The following is a 17,669-nucleotide window of genomic DNA, read 5'->3' as shown; positions in this document are numbered from 1 at the left end:
TCCCATTCCGTAACCGAATTTCTATTGAACCACGAAGAGCCGGCAATCCTGGTATGAATCTGTTGCACTGCCGCGGCTTGCTGTGGATTTAGGTTGATCAAGGTTACCTGCAACTTTCGAGATATTGACGTGGCCCCGCTCTCCTCATCCAAGAGCGGGCCACAACGGCACGCCTTCAAGAGGGTCGAAAACCGAGCATGGCCTAATATGCAACCAACCGGACTTCCCGTCCTTGACCTAACTCAAAATGCTGATTGATGGCTTTCCATGCGACGACCTATCATTCTAAAGATCGTCCAGGAAAAGTGCCGTAGAGAAATAGCTGATGCCGATGGTGCTGGCGAAAAGGTAGACGAACATTCCGAACGCTATGTAGCGCTCCGGAGCAACGAGCGATAAAGCGACTGGTGAGACACCGTTCGTCCATATTATCAGGCCGACCACGGTGCCAATCGCAAACCCGATCAAAAGCCGAGTGAGCATGAATGAAATCAAGCGAGGCATGGCAACATCCTCCGATCGATCTCAACGGCCAAGGGGAAGGCTGGTTCCATCCCAAAATGACTTTGATCAATTACCCCCCATGTATCGTGTGCCAATAGAAGCGAGCAAACTTTGGAACCCCGTAAATGGATCTCTCACATTTCTTTATCGCCGCCTTCGCTCTTTTGATCCTGCCCGGTCCAACGAACACAGTTCTCGCATTGTCGCTCATCTGGCTCAGCGAGCGTACCAGTGGATTGCAGCACCTAGTGAAAACAATCTGCGAGGAGCATCTCGATAAGCTCCGAAAAAATACTTCCGCCTATAGTTTAGAGCATTAGAAATAGCGTGTTTAATTGTATTTGCACATTGGTAAGTTCAGATTGCATCGAATTCTTCACCCATTCATTGAGCGTCTGCGCCGGGCAGCCGATCTTGGCGGCGATCGAGGAAACCGCTGCCCATCGCGAGGAATATTCGCTTTGGTGATCCAAAACCATCCGCACTGCTCAGGCGCGGACTTCCGGTGAAAATTTGTTTGTTGTCTTGCTCATATCGGCTCCACTTTCTCAGAAGTTGGGGTCTCCGGCAAACCCGGCGCGGTTCAGTTCGCATTAATCCCATGGTCCAATGCAAGTTGCGCGACCGACGTGCCTGGCTGCAAACAACTTTCGATCAACCGTGCCTTCGACAGCCGATCAAAGCTCCGCCGCCCGTCCCGACCCACGAGCTTCACACGAAGTTTCTCATCCTCATTGGCCATAATATGGTGTCCACCTCTTTTCTGGTGCACACCTCATGCCTCACATCTTTCAATGCCAAAAGGTGCCGCAAAACGCGCGCTTACGCCGGACGCTTACCATGGAAGCTGAGGTGTCGCCGTCGATGCACCATAAATCATGTAAACAGTACCAATGCCCAAGAGTTAGGACGCGACTATGGCGCGAACTTGCTAAATTCGGCGTTAAGGCTTGGCATGACGGCAGGGGCTGCCACATTGGTTGCTCGCACGCTTACTCTTCAAATCGCGGCGGTGAGGCCACCTCGCAAGAGAGTGTGCGTAACCCCAAAGCGCAGCATCCCGGCGACGGCTGCCAGAGATGGCTGCCGAACATTTCAAACGCCTGAATCTTGGTGCAATCTGTCCCTTTGCTACAGCACGGAGTACTGTGCCTGACGGCCGTGCCCACGCATACCTATGAGATTGAACCTCGGTGGTTCGTAGTGATTTTCAGCAGTGAACGGCGCCAAAAACTTATCTTCATCACAAAGGTCTTTTCGTACGAAAAAGGCATTTACGCCAAAGATGTCGCAGCCTACGAGACTGTAGTTGGCTTCGTGACCAATCCTTTCAAGTGCCTTCAAACTGGCGCCAAAGTTAGTTGTTCCGTTCCACGTTCCATTTGGATCGTATGGGACTTCGTAATCTACGCTTGGCGGGAAGTGGGCATTGTATTCTACGCAGACAACCCTAGGGGTCAAGTCTTTCAATGCAGTCCAAATGTGGGAGGTATTATAGTCAATATCCAATGAAAGGAAATCGGGATTTGCTCTGATCACGTTCGCGACAAGCGGGGCAACATTATCACGATCAACCTTTTCCTGGAGATAAACCAGTCGACCGTTCGAAATAGGGCCAGTCATATGCGATCGAATAGATGCTGCTTCCGCTTCGCCGGCTTCAATCCAAACACCGGTCCAGCCGAGATCCAGAAGGAGGCGAGTTGTGTTTTCGATCCCATTCCCAGCGGCGATTTCGACAAATGACTTCGTGTCGTGACCAATCCGCCTGAATATCTCCGCGATAATGCCGTCCTCATTGTTTTGGCTGTAAACTTGGCCATAAGCCCCGTTTACGCATCTTTTGTCTTGATACCGCGGATTGTTCAGTATGTATGAATCCAGAGCCAACATACTAGATGCACGGCATTGAGCTAAGATAGCCGAATTTTGCTCAAGAAGAATTTGGAACTCTGAGCGCCGAAGAGATAACTCGGTCTGGATGTCTGCGAGGCGATTGGTGGCGCCTTCTAGGACGTGAGACAAACGGTTGCTGGCATCGTTCCCAGCTGAAATTGTTTGCGGCATTATTCATCAGGCCTTAGCTGTTTCAGTGGCCCAGATAGCAGCTTTTAGTCTATCCAGAAAGTGAGCCAAACCACAAATTTTATATAGCGATTAATCATTTTTCATCCGCGGGGGTTACGCGGCAAGGCAGGTGCCCATGATTTTTGGGTCACCTCGAATTATGAATTATGAACACATAGTGCCTGGTTCCGTTCCTAAAGAATTTGATTTCGAAACGAATAGCTGATTAAAGGCTGGCGCGCCGATGGACGCGAATGCAAAAATGATACTCCCGCCACGTGTGAGTGGATGTTCAGAAAAATCCGTAGTTACCTTTCTGGGAAAACTTCATCACTATGAAAACTGCATAGGCGCGCTGAATGATCAACAAACACAGCATAAACCCAACGAGTATGCTTTCGACACTGGCATATCACCGCGAACTTCTTTGGGAGCTTATCAAGCGCGACTTCATCGGCCGATATAAAGGTTCTTTCCTTGGTGTCGCCTGGTCGCTTCTCAACCCACTGTTGATGTTGGCTATATATACGTTTGTCTTCAGTGTGGCCTTTAAAGCCCGTTGGGGTATTGCCAATGAGAGTAAGGTCGGATTTGCCATCGTGCTCTTCTCTGGATTGATCGTTCATGCGCTTTTTGCCGAATGCCTTAACCGGGCACCGACGTTGATTGTGAGCCATCCGAACTATGTCACAAAAGTTGTTTTCCCTTTGGAGATACTCCCGCTGATGGCATTGGGATCCGCGCTCGGCCACTTCTTGGTCAGCCTGCTGGTCCTGGTGATTTTCTGTGTATTTTCCGGTGCACCTCTGCATGTGAGCGGTCTGCTAATTCCTATTATATTGTTGCCGATGCTTCTAATTGCACTCGGCCTAAGCTGGCTTTTATCCTCATTGGGGGTCTTCCTACGCGATTTTGCACAGGTGATTGTAATGGCAACTACGATCATGTTGTTTCTGGCACCGATATTTTATCCCATCGACGCCTTGCCGCCGTTGTATCAGGCAATGCTGGTATGGAACCCGATTACGCTTCCCGTCATACAGCTCCGAGCCGCACTATTGTGGGGCGCGCCCATTGATTGGGAAGCATGGAGTGTCAGCCTTGTCATTGGCGTGCTGGTCTTCTATTTGGGATTCACGTGGTTCCAGAAGACAAGAAAAGGCTTTGCCGATGTACTCTGACAAAGCTGTCATTGATGTTAAAAACCTCAGCAAACGATATGATATTTATGATCATCCTCGGGATCGTCTGAAGCAACTGCTGATGCCACGCCTGCATGAGCTGACGAGTTGGACAGGGCTAGCGAAACCTCGAAATCCGCCCTCTTACCATCGTGAATTCTGGGCGTTGCGCGATATTTCATTCCAGGTCAAACCTGGTGAGACTCTAGGCATAATCGGGCGCAACGGCAGTGGTAAAAGTACCCTGCTGCAAATCCTGGCTGGCACATTGTCGTCGACCTCCGGTGAGGTCAGAGTGGATGGCCGAATTGCTGCGCTGCTGGAACTGGGTAGTGGATTCAATCCTGAATTCAGCGGCCGCGATAATGTCTTCCTGAATGCTCGAATCCTTGGCCTCAGCCAGAAGCAAATCGAAGAACGCTACGACCGTATTGTCGAGTTTGCCGATATCGGGGATTTCATCGACCAACCGATAAAGAGCTATTCGAGCGGCATGTTTGTGCGGCTAGCGTTTGCGGTCCAGGCGCACATCGATGCCTCCATTGTCATCATCGACGAAGCGCTTGCGGTTGGAGATGTATTTTTCCGGCAAAAATGTTATGCTCGCCTCGAAGCCCTGCGAGATTCCGGTGCCGCTGTCTTACTTGTTTCGCACGCCATGACTGATATCGAGCAATTCTGCGATCGAGCAATTTTACTCGATCGCGGCAAAGCGTTATTCGTCGGAGAATCGAGCGAAGCTGCCAAGCGCTATTATCAGTTGCATCAACCCAAGCTGGCGGAGCGCATTGGCGTGGCGCAGCTTGATGCGTCTCTTGCGAACCCTATCACCTTGCCGAGAGCGACCCGAACGGATTTCTGGCCAGATGATACTGCGTTCGTTAATGCCGAAGCGACGAACCAGGTTGGCAATGGCTCGGCACGCTGCACCCGCTACGGGGTTTTTGACACATCCGGAAACCGTTGCGCCAGCTTTGCCCAGGGGGAAACCGCGGTTTTCTGCTATGAGTTCCTATTATCGAATCCGATCGCGATTCCGCTTGCCGGTGTCGTTCTACAGAACGAAAGAGGGATCAACGTTCACGGCAAGGGATCACTCGAATACAGCGTAGAAACACCGCAATATCTGCCGGCGGGCACGCTTATTCGCTGCCGCCAGAGCGTCGAGCTGAAGCTCGAACTTGGAGAATATAGCTTTGAGCTAGGTCTAGCCACGATTGATGCGGAAACATATCATGGTATGACAAACTTCAATCATGAGAGGATTTTCTCTCACATATCTCGCCTCTGCCATTTGCCTAGGGCAGGAGTTATCGCGGTCGGCTGGCGCCGTATGCATAGTGGCGCAGCGCTCACTCATCATGGTGTTGCTGATCTACCTGGAGCTTTCGAATATGCCTTTGAAACCGTCGCCACAAGCTGATCTGGCGATAACGAGCGCTGCGTCAGTCACCGGTCATTTGCAGCGATGGCTACAGCCGAAGGGGTCGACCGTATCCGCACAGACAGACAATATGGCGCCACACAGTTTAACGGTGCTGTATGCGTGTTTACGGAAAGCGGCAGCTTAAGTGATCGGAAGGCGGTGAACTTAGGTATACGCACTCCTTTCGCCCAACGGGATTACCTCTGGGTTGCTCGATATCGAAAATAAATGGAATAACTGCAGCGGGGCAGTATTCAGAGTCAGGAAAACTAGGTGATGACAAAGCGAATTTGCTGGTGTGGCGCTCACGAATTTCTTCCATTCAGCGCGGAATACGAAAGGTGCGCAAATTGCGGCACGCTTGTTTCGCTCGTTGGATTGTCGAACGAGGAGCTCCAGGTTTCAAATGATGACGCCGATTTTTATGGGCGGCAATATTGGCTTGAGCACCAAAGCAAAGACCTGGGCTTTCCAAACATTTTTCAGCGATCCAGAAGCGACCTTACCGACCGCAATCTCCATTGGTTGAGGACGCTCCTTAAATATCGCCTCCCTCCGGCAAAGGTGTTGGAATTGGGTTGCTCGCATGGCAGCTTTGTAGGGCTGCTTCACCAATCCGGCTATGAAGCCGCCGGTCTCGAAATGAGCCCGTGGGTCGTCGAGTTCGGACATAAGACTTTTGGCGTGCCAATCTCGGTGGGCCCAGTAGAGAATCTCGACATCGAGCCTGGAAGCCTGGATGTTGTGGCGTTAATGGATGTACTCGAGCATCTGCCTGATCCCGTCGGAACCATGGAGCACACCCTACGCCTGCTGAAGCCGGATGGTTTACTTCTAATTCAAACCCCGCAATTCAAAAACGAAATGAATTACGAACAGTTGGTGGCGACAAACGGGGCATTCCTCGAGCAATTCAAATCCAACGAGCATCTCTATCTTTTTACGAAGGAATCGGTCAGCCGTCTTTTCAAGCAGCTCGGCGCAGAGCACATCGTGTTTGAGCCACCGATGTTCTACCAATACGATATGTTCTTCGCGGTAAGCAGGCAGCCAATCGTTGCCAACTCAGATGAGACCGCCGAGGCTGCGTTGACGTCAACGCCTTCCGGTCGGTTCGTGCAGGCGATGTTGGATCTGGATAGCCGCATAAAGGTGATCGACGCCGATCGCGCCGAGAGGCTTGATCAGATCAATACTTTGGGCGCGCAGATCGATACTTTAAGCGCGCAGATCGCGATTATCGATGGTGATAGGGCTGATAGATTGGATCAGATCAATACGCTGACCAAGATGATCCACGAATTGCAGGCCGCAATGCAGGAAAAAAATAGCTGATCATGTCTTCTTCTAGCCAGCTACCAAAAATTTCGATCGTCACCCCGTCCCTGAACCAGGGGCGCTTTCTCCAGCAGTGTCTGGATTCGGTCGCTGCCCAGAATTGGGGAAATTTTGAGCATTTCGTCATCGACGGCGGCTCAACTGATGACACGTTGGAGATTTTGGACCGTAATCGTGAGCGTTTGACGAATTATGTGAGTGAACCCGACAAAGGTGCCGCCGATGCGATCAACAAGGGGTTGGCGAAGTGCACCGGCGATATCGTCGCGTGGCTGAATGCGGATGATTTCTACTTACCTGGCGCATTCGAGCAACTGGCCACTAAGTGGCGCGAGAATCCCGACGCGAGTTTCTGGTTTGGCAATGGTCTTCGCGTGGATGAGGCCGGTGAGATGAAGGCCACCTTCAATCCGGGCACCATACTTTACAATCGTGATGCACTTGTTGAAGGCCTGGATTATATCCTGCAACCGGCGACATTCATGAACCCGAAAGTTCTGAAGGAGGCTGGCCCGCTCAACGTCAATCTCCGCTGGACTTTCGACTGGGATCTCTGGATCCGCCTCGCAAAATTGGCTGAGCCCGCGACGATCGATGTGCCGTTGGCAGCTTCGCGCGAATGGGGAGATACTCTAACGGCTAACGGTGGGTTTCGACGGGCGGAGGAACTGCGCCTCATGGCTGAGCGCTATAGCGGCAAAGCCATTACCCATGGAGCAGTGTCCTATTGGCTGGATACTCTTACGAATGCCATGCGATCAGACCCCTCCATGTTCCAAGGTGATATTCAGAGAACGCTCCAGGACTTCTGGTTCGCGGTACAATCGGACATGCAGCGACTAAATGTCAATGCCATAGGGATGCCCAGACACCCGGGAGAAATGGACCGGCTGGTGATCGGCGTCGATCTTTTCCCGCTATACGCCGGCACCTCCGGGGGAATTGTCCCTTGGGTGAAAGGCGTCCTTCGCGAGATGGTGCGGCTTTATCCAATGGATCGGGTAGTCATGTTCCATCGCCCTGGACCACCGCCTATCTTGATTGAGGGAGACAATGTAGAATTCGTTCCGCTCGATGAACACCCGGTCGCTTTCTACAACGAGATGACTCGCCATTGTGAGAACATGCGCGCTCAAGCGATTATACGCACATATCCACAAGAGCAGCATCCGAACATTCCGTTCGGACGGCAGATTTTCGTCATTCCGGATATTCAGCACGAGTTCTTTCCGGAGTTCTTTCCTAAGCATGTCTTGGCGGCCCGCCGGCGCGCCTTTGCCTATGCCTTGTCATGCGGCGGTGCTGTCGCGACTATGACGGATCACTCGCGCGCCACATTGGTGAACAACGGCTGGACTCTTTCTGAGGATGTGTTCCTGATGCCAGCCGCGCTGCCGGAAGAGCTTCGCGACGAGCCTGCAGACGGCGCCCTGCCCGCCGCCGCGCGGGCTTTTGATCGGTTCTTCTACATGCCGGCCAACATTTGGCCGCATAAGAATCATCGTCGGCTGTTTGAAGCATTTCGCGATGCCCAACAATTACTGCCGCCGAGAACCGGTCTTGTGCTGACGGGAAGTCCCGATGGCTTTGCGGACGTGATCAAGGGGTTCGAAGACCTTCCTGTAATACATCTTGGCTTCGTTCCCCACGAGCAGGTGGCGGCGCTCTTCCGGGAAGCCGTCGCGTTGGTCTATTTCTCACTCTTCGAAGGCTTCGGCATGCCGCTTCTGGAAGCGTTCAATCACGGCACGCCGGTTCTTTGCAGCAACGCGACCTCGCTGCCCGAGGTGGGCGGCGATGCCGTCCTTGCCTGTGACCCCACCGATGTCGGCGCGATGACGCAACTCATGTCCAGGATAGTCAACGAAGAGGGTCTGCGGGAGAGCCTTTCGGTGAAGGCGGGCGAACGTCTGGCCGCTTACAATTGGACCACACCCGCTCACAACCTGCGCGCTGCCCTTGATAGGGTCGCACACGCGCCAGGGCCTCAGAGGCGGCAACCCCTGCTGAGCATCGTGATGCCGACCCGTAACCATGCCCATTTCATTCGGGCATCGATCGACAGTGTTTTGTCGCAGAGCTATAAGAATGTCGAGTTGGTCGTCATGGATGGCGCTTCGACCGATGAAACTGTCGAGATTCTGAAAAGCTATGGCGACAAGATCCGATGGATATCGGAGCCGGACAAGGGACAGGCGGATGCCATCAACAAAGGCATGCGAAAGGTCAGCGGCGAAATCCTAGCTTATCTCAATTCTGACGATATTTTGCTACAGGGCGCCCTTGAAAAAGTTGTTGATTATTTCAATGACTATCCCGAATGTGACCTCGTTTACGGCAATGCCGACTATATTGATGAAGACGGCAAAATAACCGGCGCGTATGCGACGGCCGAATTCACATTTGAACGGCTAATGCAGGACTGCTGCATCTGCCAGCCGGCCGCTTTCTGGAGGCGTCGCATTTCGGAGCGCACTGGTACGTTCAACGCCGAACTTCAGACCGCCATGGATTACGATTACTGGCTGAGGATCGGATCGTCAGGGGGCATCATCCACCATACTTTTGAAAAGCTCGCGCAATCTCGCTTGCATAAGGACGCCAAGACGTTGGCGATGCGCGGAAAGATATTCGAAGAGGTTTTCAAAATCTGCGAAGAGCATGGCGGCTATGTCAGCTACAGCTACTACCACGGGCTCTGGTACTATCGCCTGTATGAATCTTGGACGGGCGGAGCCACCTTGCGGCGCATATTGCCGCGCGTATATCGGTTGCCTGCTCTGTTCCATTTCACCGGACAGCTTTTTCGAATCCGGCGCAACCGAGAGAATATGAGGTATGTAGCCCGCACAGTGTTCAGCGTGATTGATCGTCGATCACCCGCAATGGGCACTCTGATCAGAAAGGCATGGCGCAATTCGTCGAGCCTTCGCAGAAGCTTCAGTTGAGTGCGCCTTTTGAAATGGAAGGTGATATAGACGTGCCGATGAAACGAGCGTTGATCACAGGCGTTACTGGACAAGATGGTTCCTATCTAGCCGAACTCCTACTAGAAAAAGGCTATAAGGTCTTCGGGTTTGCGCGACAGGAGAGCTGGTATAAGGCAAATTGCGCCAGCCATCTGGTCGGCAGAATCGAGGTCTTATTTGGAGATGTTTCGGAAGGGATCGACCTCGCAACGGCCGTGCAGGACGCTAAGCCGGACGAGATTTACAATTTGGCCTCGCAGTCCCGCCCTGGAGAATCTTGGTCACGGGCGCCTGAAACGCTCCTCGTTAATGGATTGGCAGCAGTAAGGCTTTTTGAGGCGGTGCGGCATAACTGCCCCCGCGCTCGGATATATCACGCATCTTCGTCGGAAATGTTTGGTCAGACTGACGTACAATGCCAGCACGAGCAAACTCCCTTCAATCCTGTGAACCCCTATGCTGCCGCCAAGGTGTATGCTCATCAAATGGCTGGAATCTATCGCGATAGCTACGGGATGTATATCGCCAGCGGCATCCTCTTCAATCACGAAAGCGAGCGGCGGCCACTGCACTTCCTTCCCCAAAAGGTTGCATATGGGGCAGCGTGTCAGGCGCTGAATATCACCAGTTCTCCGGACCGCAACGAACGAGGCAGGCCCATCGTCGAGGATGGCAAGCTGGCACTGGGAAATTTGCAAGTTTCGCGCGATTGGGGCTATGCGCCAGATTTCGTCCGCGCAATGTGGATGATTTTACAACAGGACCTGCCAACAGACTTCGTTATCGGGACGGGACTATCGCATACGCTTCAGGATTTATGTGAAGTGGCTTATCAAAGTGTTGGCAGAGATTGGAAAAAATGTGTATTCAGCGATCCCGTATTAGTCAGGCCGCTGGAACCGAGAAAGACGGTTGCCGATCCAGCCAAGGCGAAAGAAATGCTAGGATGGCAGCCTAGTGTCAGCTTCGAAGAAATGGTAGGGCGTATGGTCCAGGCCCAAATACGTCGGCTACAGCGTTTCGTGTAATTTAGGTAGAGACAAATATCGTGAAAAAAGTACTCATTACTGGCGTCACCGGTCAAGATGGCTCCTATCTCGCCGAGCTTTTGCTGAGCAAGGGCTACGAGGTTCATGGCATAAAGCGTCGATCATCCTTATTTAACACGGATCGCATCGACCATCTTTACGTCGACCCACATGAGAGCAACCGTCGATTTATTTTGCACCATGGTGATTTGACGGATGCCACTAGCCTTATTCGCATCATTCAGTCGGTTCAGCCTGACGAGATTTACAATCTTGCCGCTCAGTCGCACGTTGCCGTTTCCTTTGAAGAGCCCGAATACACGGCAAATTCCGACGCGCTAGGTGCACTACGAATTCTGGAGGCCATCCGTATTCTTGGCCTGGAAAAGAAGACGCGCTTTTACCAAGCAAGTACGTCTGAACTGTACGGTCTAGTGCAGGAGACACCACAGAAGGAAACAACCCCATTTTACCCCCGGAGCCCTTATGCGGTCGCCAAACTGTATGCCTATTGGATCACGGTAAACTATCGTGAAGCCTACGGCATTTATGCTTGCAACGGCATTCTGTTTAATCACGAAAGCCCGGTGCGCGGCGAAACCTTCGTCACGCGCAAGATAACGCGGGCGCTGGCGCGCATTAAACTTGGCCTTCAGGACTGCTTGCATCTCGGCAATCTCGACGCGAAGCGTGACTGGGGACATGCCAGGGACTACGTCGAAATGCAGTGGTTGATGCTGCAGCAGGACAAGCCAGAAGACTTCGTCATTGCCACCGGCATTCAATATAGTGTCCGCGAATTCGTGGACGCAGCGGCAAAGGAAATCGGAATCGCAATTCGCTGGGTTGGCGAGGGCGTCAACGAAAAAGGTTTCGATCCCAACGGGAACTGCGTTGTTGCTGTTGACCCCCGCTACTTCCGCCCTGCCGAAGTCGAAACCCTGCTTGGCGACGCCAGCAAGGCTAAGGAGAAGCTGGGGTGGACACCTAAAATCACCTTCTCCGAACTCGTATCCGAGATGATGCGTGAGGACCTAAAGGCGGCAGAGCGGGATGAAGTCGTGAAGAAGCACGGTTTCAATACTTACCAATATCACGAGTAGACAGATGGACAAAAATGCCAAAATTTATGTCGCAGGTCATCGTGGCATGGTGGGCTCGGCTATAGTGCGCCGTCTCAAGGCTGCCGGCTATTCGAACGTGGTGACCCGAACGCATTCGGAACTTGATTTGACGCAGCAGGCAGACGTTGTCGGTTTTATGGCTATCGAGCGCCCGGATTACATTTTCATGGCGGCCGCCAAAGTGGGCGGAATCCACGCGAATAATATCTACCGGGCCGAATTCCTTTATCAAAACCTAATGGTCGAAGCGAACGTCACGCACGCGGCTTGGCAAGCGGGCGTGAACCGGATGCTGTTCCTTGGATCGAGCTGCATTTATCCCCGTGATTGTCCGCAGCCAATAAGCGAAGAGTATCTACTGACTGGTCCGCTTGAGCAAACGAACGAGCCATACGCGATTGCCAAGATTGCCGGCGTAAAACTATGTGAGAGCTATAACCGGCAGTATGGAACACAATATATCAATGCCATGCCAACAAATCTCTATGGCCCCAATGATAACTACGATCTAAACAACAGTCACGTATTACCCGCATTAATTCGCAAGGCGCACGAGGCCAAAATGCGGGGCGACAAGACTTACGAAGTATGGGGCTCGGGTCAGCCAATGCGTGAATTCCTCTATGTGGATGACATGGCCGACGCTTGCGTATTTTTGATGGAGCGTGAAGAGGTCGATGGAGGTCTCTTCAACGTCGGCACGGGGCAAGACGTTACGATCCGAGAATTGGCTGAGACGGTCGCGGACGTGGTAGGATTCAAAGGCGAAATAGTATTCGACAGCTCCAAACCAGATGGAACTCCGCGCAAGCTGTTGAACGTCGAACGCTTGCGTAAGCTCGGATGGCAGGCGCGTACAAAACTACGAGACGGGATCAAGCTCGCCTATTCCGATTTTCTTTCGAAGACTGCCGAGGTTTAAGCTGACTGAGCCCCTTGTTACAGTCGCCGTTCCCTCGTACAACCAGGGTCGTTATCTTGAGAAGGCATTGAGTTCGATTTTCGAACAAGATGTTTCTGTCGAGGTCTTTGTGATGGACGGCGGCTCGACTGACAATTCCAAGGCGATCATCGAAAGGTGGAGTGACCGCCTCGCTGGCTATCGCAGTAACGCCGACGACGGACAGGCCGCGGCCATCAACGAAGGCATTGGGCTCGGCCATGCTAAATACGTGTGTTGGCTCAACAGTGATGACTGGTTCCTACCTGGGAGCCTATCGAGACTGATTCGAGTGGCCGAACAGAGCCCGCATTCCCCCATGGCATATGGGCGCTGCTGGAATTTTGTCCAAAAGACGCAATCACTGAAGCCGGTGTGGGTTGAGCCATTTTCAGAGCGGCGACTGGCTCTACGCTGTATTATTTCGCAACCTGCGACGGTCATTCGGCGTACTGCATGGGAGAAAGTAGGTGGCGTCGATCCTAACCTCCATATGACGATGGACTATGATCTCTGGTGGAGGCTTTACAAGGAGTGCGGCCCTCCCCGCTTCGTTGATAACTACGTTGCGGTGAATCGCGTGCATGAGAACACGAAGACGAAAACTCTGCGGGTGCGTCACTACCGTGAGGCAATAGCAACAGTTCGAAAGCATTACGGCAGAGTGCCGTTGAAGTGGTGGCTCGCGCAACCTTACGCCGTTTGGTTTAAATCGCTTGCTCGTTAGAGCGTTTCCGTTTTTAGCTGAATCGGAAGGGATTGAACGAAGCCGCTTGCGCGGCATTTGGAGCGCGGGATTTACATGATGCGCTTCTGATTTGAAGGATTGGGCTGTTCTGCGCACCTTCATCCAGGAGATTACAATGACAGAGATAAGCCCGCTACGCCGGCGCATGATCGATGACATGACGATCGGCAATCTTTCGCCAACGACGCACCTCCGCCAGTAGCTGCGCGCGATCTTCTACCGACCATCGCCGCCGCCGTTCTGGTCCAGTCAGCAAAACTGCATGTCTGTTGGTTAATTTCGAATCGGCGAGATCTATTTTATGCATGTATAGAGCGGGAATGGGGACCAAAGCCTACCTTTTTTCCGGTGTTTTCGCACTCTAACATGCTCCGTTAAGACCAAACGCGCCAAGGGGCCTTATTACGCGCCCAAAGGCTTTCTAACTCGCGTTTATCGCGAAGCGTATCACAAGGCTGCCAGTATCCGTGATGGTGATGAGCGAACAGTTGATCATCTATCGCAAGTCGAGACAACGGTTCGCGTTCCCAGGATGTCGCATCGCCTTCAATATAGTCTATAGCTGCTGGTTCAAGGACAAAAAAGCCGCCATTAATCCACCCGATTTCGTCGCTTGGTTTTTCCTCAAAGCTATTAACCCGCCAAGAGGTGTCAATATTTAATACACCAAAACGTCCCGGCGGCTGAACTGCCGCCACCGTCGCCAGCCTACCGTGGCCTTTATGAAATCGTATCTCTTCGCTAATATCTATATCTGAGAGGCCATCGCCGTATGTGAGACAAAACGTTTCGTTGCCTATATGAGAAGCCACACGCTTTAGGCGGCCACCCGTCATTGTATCGATGCCCGTGTCAACAAGCGTAATAGTCCAGTCCTCTGACTGGCTGTTTAGTATCTTGTGATCACCAACACCAAGATCGATTGTCATATCCGACATGTGTCGATAATAGTTAAAAAAGAACTCTTTAATTACGTAGCCCTTGTAACCAAGGCATATAATGAAATCCTTTATTCCGTGGTGAGCATACATTTTCATGATGTGCCACAGCAATGGCCTGCCGCCAATTTCTACCATCGGCTTTGGCTTTGTGTCGGACTCTTCTGCTATGCGAGTGCCAAGACCGCCAGCTAAAATTACGGCTTTCATAGTCTTCCTCCTACAATGATTTTAGTTCCGAAGGTTCGAAGTTGAGGCTGTGCTCCACGATGGCAATTGGCTCCGCTCGAAGGATAAGGTAAATCCTGAGCAGATATTCGCCAATAACTCCCAATAAGAACGCATTCAGCCCGATTCCGAACAGCATGAGAATGTGAAGACTCGCGATTCCGACAGGAAAGTCAGGATGCATTAGCCGATAGATGACATAGTAGGATGCCCCTATCAGACTCAGGGCCAATATTACCCCGCCAAGAAATGATGCCGCCCTAAGGGGAACAGTAGAATGATTTAGTACCGCGGTAAGACCTAGGCGTATCAGCCGGCTGACATTGAACTTGCTCTGCCCCGCAACGCGGGCGTCGCGATCATACGGAAGTCCGATTTGCTTGAAACCGAATCCGGCTATCGCCCCGCGAAGATACGGGCTGGGTGATTTCACCCTCGCCAGCACGTTGACAACCTTCCGGTCCACCAACCTGAAATCGCCGACATTCCGGGGGATGGGATGCTCGCTGAGTTTGTCAATAAACCAATAGCCGGCGCGTCTAAACTTGGAAATGAAAAGGCTTTCCGGCCGCCCGCGTCGCACGCCGTAGACTACATGGTAGCCCTTTTGCCACAGCTCAAAAAATTGCTCCAGCATCTCGGGCGGGTCTTGTAAATCCGCGTCAACCTGCATGACTGCCTCGCCTCGAGTATGGAGATAATTGGCGAGAATAGAGCGCTGAAAACCGAAGTTTTTAGAAAATCGAATTGCCTTAACGCGTGTATCTCTCTCCGCCAGTTCTGTGAGCATCGACCACGTGCGGTCGCTCGAGTGGTTATCGGAAAACACAAACTCGAGATTACACCTATCCTCCATTTCGACGGCCAAGGCTGCCAAACGTGAATAAAGCGCCTCGAGATTTCCCTCTTCGTTAAGAACAGGGATCGAAATCGATATAAGCGGTTTTGGCTTCGGGGTAGATTTCTCGCCCATCATGATTCCGTATCGAGGCCAGCCAAGCAGTATTTCATATATCCGAGTATCCCAGGTAAAGTATCCCTGAAGGAGACAGATTTCAGAAAGTCAGGTTTGTCAAAAGACACGCCGTAGTTTTCTTCCTTTGGTTCCGGCTTCGATCCTATCGCGAGCAGGTTTTCTGCATCGAATGCCGAAAATATCGTGGCCGCAATATCTCTTAACGCTACGGACTGGCCGTGGTTCAATTCGATAAGTCCCGGCTCCCAACTTTTCGTAAAGCAGTGGATTGCTCCGGCATCATCTTCGAAATGATGGTATTCGCGTAACTGCTTTCCTTGCGTCATCTCGAATTTCGATTGGGAGCGAAGCGCACGCAATATTTGACCTAAGAACATGAACGGTGAGGGCTCATAAAGGCCGTATAGCGTGTGCAATCTTATATGAGCAGCGCTGCCGTCGTGTATGGCCGATCTCGCAATATACTCGCTCAACGCAATTTTACTTTTAACGTAGGCATTACCCTCAGGAAATAGTCTTTCCGTAACTGTTCCAAAGGTGACAACGCGTATTCCAAGCTTCTTGGTCCCTTCGATAATATTGACAGGCAAAGAATAGTTTATCCTCTGGAGATCCGACATGGCGGCACTTGGGTCCAATAATCCCGATGCAACAAATATTACCGAGCCGGAGCCGTCCCACGGTCTAAAATATTCGGAAATCAAGCTAACCGAATTCGGCATCCACCAGTTCTCATAAACGCTGCGGCTTGGTAAAGCGGTCTCTTCGCAACTGTATCGGCTGGCAATTGCCTTTCCAAGCCGTCCAGTCCCTCCAATGATAAAGATCATTGGACGATCTTCTCGCGCCAAGCGTTAATCTGCTCCTGCGTTATCTGTGAGGCACAACTTGGATTTTCATAATATTGCCGGTACCAGCGAGCTGTCTCCCTAACACCTTGCTCCGTATCCCAAACTGGCATCCAGCCTAATTCGTTGCGGGCCAACGTGCTGTCAAGGGCAAGAGCTCTTGCCTCAGGCAGCGGTTCTTCCATGAAAGTAAGATCCGGGCGCTGCCAGGAAACCGACATCAATGTCAGCACGTCCCGAACGGAATATTGCTTCACGTCGTGTGGGCCCAGATTCCACGCTCGGGCGTAACGTGCCGGATCTTTAGACAGCAAGCCTGCCATGATCATCAGATAGCCTTGGACGAGAGCTAATACGTGTTGCCATGGACGGGTTGCGTCGGGGTATCGCAACGTAAGACGATCATTGTTCATAACCGCGCGGACAAAATCCGGTATCAATCTGTCTTCGGACCAATCACCTCCCCCAATTATGTTGCCACCACGCGCCGTTGCAATTGCAGGCCCTTTTCCAAGTTCATTGGGATACGAAGCCGCATAACTTTGGATCACCATTTCGGCCGCTGCCTTGGAAGCGCTATATGGGTCTTTGCCGCCAAGCGCGTCATTCTCGCGATATGGCCACGTCCATTCGTTATTCTTGTAAACCTTGTCAGTGGTTACACAGAGGACACCGCGCACACTTTTCACATTACGTGCGGCTTCAAGCACATGCGCGGTTCCCTGCGCGTTTACTAAGAACGTACGCAACGGCTCTGCGTAAGAGCGCCTCACCAAAGGCTGCGCAGCAAGATGAAGGATAATATCCGGTTCGACTCGGAAAACGGCATCGGCCAATTGACCGTAGTCACATATATCTCCGAATGTCGTGTCGATATCGTCAGCGATGGCGTTGAAAAGAGATGGGGAAGTCTCGGGGCGCAACGAGTAGCCAGTAACAGCTGCGCCTATCGATTTCAGCCACAGACAAACCCAACCTCCGGTGAAGCCAGTGTTGCCGGTTACCAATATGCGTTTTCCCGCCAGCGCCGATTCGAATGAAGCGAATTTTTCAGTCGACATTGAAATCTCCAAGATGGGTGTTCCCCTTTCCCAACACAGCATTGGCCGCGACCGGTCACTTCATTCGCAGGGGTTTTAATCGGAGGATCGCTTGATGTCGAGCACCTATGCATACTAGACGAGCGAATCCATGAAAGCGGCCTTTGATGGAACCTGAAGCGGGCTGGCGGATTCCTGGTTTGAGTTATCCAAATGAGGAGTTTCATCATGGCACCCAGACGGCGCGTAATCGAGTTGGCGATGAGCGAGCAGGAGATCGAAACGTTGACGGCTCTTTCGCGGTCTCGAAGCGA

The 17,669-nt window shown here is 52.1% G+C and carries 14 protein-coding genes and 1 pseudogene; 8 read left to right on the top strand and 7 right to left on the bottom strand.

The window, feature by feature from the left end:
• Nucleotides 1-285 precede the first annotated feature (285 nt).
• The 3 genes and pseudogenes from QD357_RS22495 to QD357_RS22485 all read right to left on the bottom strand — a co-directional run bounded on the left by QD357_RS22495 (nt 286) and on the right by QD357_RS22485 (nt 2,571).
• The gene (locus tag QD357_RS22495) at nt 286-504 is read right to left on the bottom strand and encodes a hypothetical protein (RefSeq protein ID WP_414125058.1); all 219 of its coding nucleotides are present in this window, start codon (nt 502-504) and stop codon (nt 286-288) included.
• A 586-nt stretch (nt 505-1,090) separates the two neighbouring features.
• Nucleotides 1,091-1,246: pseudogene (locus tag QD357_RS22490) on the bottom strand (IS66 family insertion sequence element accessory protein TnpB); the annotation flags it as partial.
• 389 nt (nt 1,247-1,635) lie between these two features.
• On the bottom strand, nt 1,636-2,571 hold the full coding sequence (locus tag QD357_RS22485) for a hypothetical protein (protein ID WP_414125057.1): 936 nt from the start codon (nt 2,569-2,571) through the stop codon (nt 1,636-1,638).
• A gap of 359 nt (nt 2,572-2,930) precedes the next feature.
• Here QD357_RS22485 and QD357_RS22480 point away from each other — a divergent pair, with 359 nt between their 5' ends.
• The 8 genes from QD357_RS22480 (at nt 2,931) to QD357_RS22445 (ending at nt 13,304) form a co-directional block, all read left to right on the top strand.
• A complete protein-coding gene (locus tag QD357_RS22480; RefSeq protein WP_414125056.1) occupies nt 2,931-3,752 on the top strand; it encodes an ABC transporter permease in 822 nt (273 codons plus the stop codon).
• Complete coding sequence (locus QD357_RS22475) at nt 3,742-5,175, top strand: ABC transporter ATP-binding protein (RefSeq protein ID WP_414125055.1); 1,434 nt, start codon at nt 3,742-3,744, stop codon at nt 5,173-5,175. The genes QD357_RS22480 and QD357_RS22475 overlap by 11 nt, the downstream gene beginning before the upstream one ends.
• 279 nt (nt 5,176-5,454) lie before the next feature.
• On the top strand, nt 5,455-6,513 hold the full coding sequence (locus QD357_RS22470) for a methyltransferase domain-containing protein (RefSeq protein ID WP_414125054.1): 1,059 nt from the start codon (nt 5,455-5,457) through the stop codon (nt 6,511-6,513).
• Nucleotides 6,514-6,515: 2 nt separating this feature from the next.
• The gene (locus tag QD357_RS22465; RefSeq protein ID WP_414125053.1) at nt 6,516-9,464 is read left to right on the top strand and encodes a glycosyltransferase; all 2,949 of its coding nucleotides are present in this window, start codon (nt 6,516-6,518) and stop codon (nt 9,462-9,464) included.
• Nucleotides 9,425-10,513: a GDP-mannose 4,6-dehydratase gene (locus QD357_RS22460; RefSeq protein WP_414125052.1), complete on the top strand. Its 1,089-nt coding sequence runs from the start codon at nt 9,425-9,427 to the stop codon at nt 10,511-10,513. Before QD357_RS22465 ends, QD357_RS22460 begins: the two co-directional genes overlap by 40 nt.
• A gap of 20 nt (nt 10,514-10,533) precedes the next feature.
• Nucleotides 10,534-11,616: a GDP-mannose 4,6-dehydratase gene (gene gmd / locus QD357_RS22455; RefSeq protein ID WP_414125051.1), complete on the top strand. Its 1,083-nt coding sequence runs from the start codon at nt 10,534-10,536 to the stop codon at nt 11,614-11,616.
• Nucleotides 11,617-11,620: 4 nt separating this feature from the next.
• Nucleotides 11,621-12,559 (top strand): GDP-L-fucose synthase, encoded by a 939-nt coding sequence (fcl, locus tag QD357_RS22450; protein WP_414125050.1) that lies wholly within the window; start codon nt 11,621-11,623, stop codon nt 12,557-12,559.
• Nucleotides 12,525-13,304 carry a glycosyltransferase family 2 protein gene (locus QD357_RS22445; RefSeq protein ID WP_414125127.1) on the top strand — a complete coding sequence of 260 codons (780 nt, stop codon included), beginning with the start codon at nt 12,525-12,527 and terminating at the stop codon, nt 13,302-13,304. The genes fcl and QD357_RS22445 overlap by 35 nt, the downstream gene beginning before the upstream one ends.
• A gap of 395 nt (nt 13,305-13,699) precedes the next feature.
• Here the strand turns inward: QD357_RS22445 and rfbF are convergent, their stop codons facing one another.
• From rfbF to rfbG, 4 genes are read right to left on the bottom strand one after another with little or no spacing between them, the layout of a single operon-like run.
• Nucleotides 13,700-14,473 (bottom strand): glucose-1-phosphate cytidylyltransferase, encoded by a 774-nt coding sequence (gene rfbF, locus QD357_RS22440; RefSeq protein ID WP_414125049.1) that lies wholly within the window; start codon nt 14,471-14,473, stop codon nt 13,700-13,702.
• 10 nt (nt 14,474-14,483) lie between these two features.
• Complete coding sequence (locus QD357_RS22435) at nt 14,484-15,464, bottom strand: glycosyltransferase family 2 protein (RefSeq protein WP_414125048.1); 981 nt, start codon at nt 15,462-15,464, stop codon at nt 14,484-14,486.
• On the bottom strand, nt 15,464-16,297 hold the full coding sequence (locus QD357_RS22430) for an NAD-dependent epimerase/dehydratase family protein (RefSeq protein ID WP_414125047.1): 834 nt from the start codon (nt 16,295-16,297) through the stop codon (nt 15,464-15,466). Before QD357_RS22430 ends, QD357_RS22435 begins: the two co-directional genes overlap by 1 nt.
• On the bottom strand, nt 16,294-17,376 hold the full coding sequence (gene rfbG / locus QD357_RS22425) for a CDP-glucose 4,6-dehydratase (protein ID WP_414125046.1): 1,083 nt from the start codon (nt 17,374-17,376) through the stop codon (nt 16,294-16,296). Before rfbG ends, QD357_RS22430 begins: the two co-directional genes overlap by 4 nt.
• Nucleotides 17,377-17,669 lie beyond the last annotated feature (293 nt).

Origin of the sequence: Rhizobium sp. BR 317, from assembly GCF_047445835.1 — a bacterium.
Taxonomy (GTDB): Bacteria; Pseudomonadota; Alphaproteobacteria; order Rhizobiales; family Rhizobiaceae; genus Rhizobium; species Rhizobium paranaense.
Note: the sequence above shows the minus strand (reverse complement) of the source record. Positions and strands in the feature narration are given on the sequence as shown.

Coding starts and splice junctions, on each gene's coding strand:
- QD357_RS22475 (WP_414125055.1), top strand. CDS start 3,742: ATGTACTCTGACAAAGCTGTCATTGATGTTAAAAACCTCAGCAAACGA.
- QD357_RS22435 (WP_414125048.1), bottom strand. CDS start 15,464: ATGGGCGAGAAATCTACCCCGAAGCCAAAACCGCTTATATCGATTTCG.
- QD357_RS22480 (WP_414125056.1), top strand. CDS start 2,931: ATGATCAACAAACACAGCATAAACCCAACGAGTATGCTTTCGACACTG.
- rfbF (WP_414125049.1), bottom strand. CDS start 14,473: ATGAAAGCCGTAATTTTAGCTGGCGGTCTTGGCACTCGCATAGCAGAA.
- QD357_RS22465 (WP_414125053.1), top strand. CDS start 6,516: ATGTCTTCTTCTAGCCAGCTACCAAAAATTTCGATCGTCACCCCGTCC.
- QD357_RS22470 (WP_414125054.1), top strand. CDS start 5,455: ATGACAAAGCGAATTTGCTGGTGTGGCGCTCACGAATTTCTTCCATTC.
- rfbG (WP_414125046.1), bottom strand. CDS start 17,376: ATGTCGACTGAAAAATTCGCTTCATTCGAATCGGCGCTGGCGGGAAAA.
- QD357_RS22460 (WP_414125052.1), top strand. CDS start 9,425: ATGGCGCAATTCGTCGAGCCTTCGCAGAAGCTTCAGTTGAGTGCGCCT.
- fcl (WP_414125050.1), top strand. CDS start 11,621: ATGGACAAAAATGCCAAAATTTATGTCGCAGGTCATCGTGGCATGGTG.
- QD357_RS22495 (WP_414125058.1), bottom strand. CDS start 504: ATGCCTCGCTTGATTTCATTCATGCTCACTCGGCTTTTGATCGGGTTT.
- QD357_RS22430 (WP_414125047.1), bottom strand. CDS start 16,297: ATGATCTTTATCATTGGAGGGACTGGACGGCTTGGAAAGGCAATTGCC.
- QD357_RS22485 (WP_414125057.1), bottom strand. CDS start 2,571: ATGCCGCAAACAATTTCAGCTGGGAACGATGCCAGCAACCGTTTGTCT.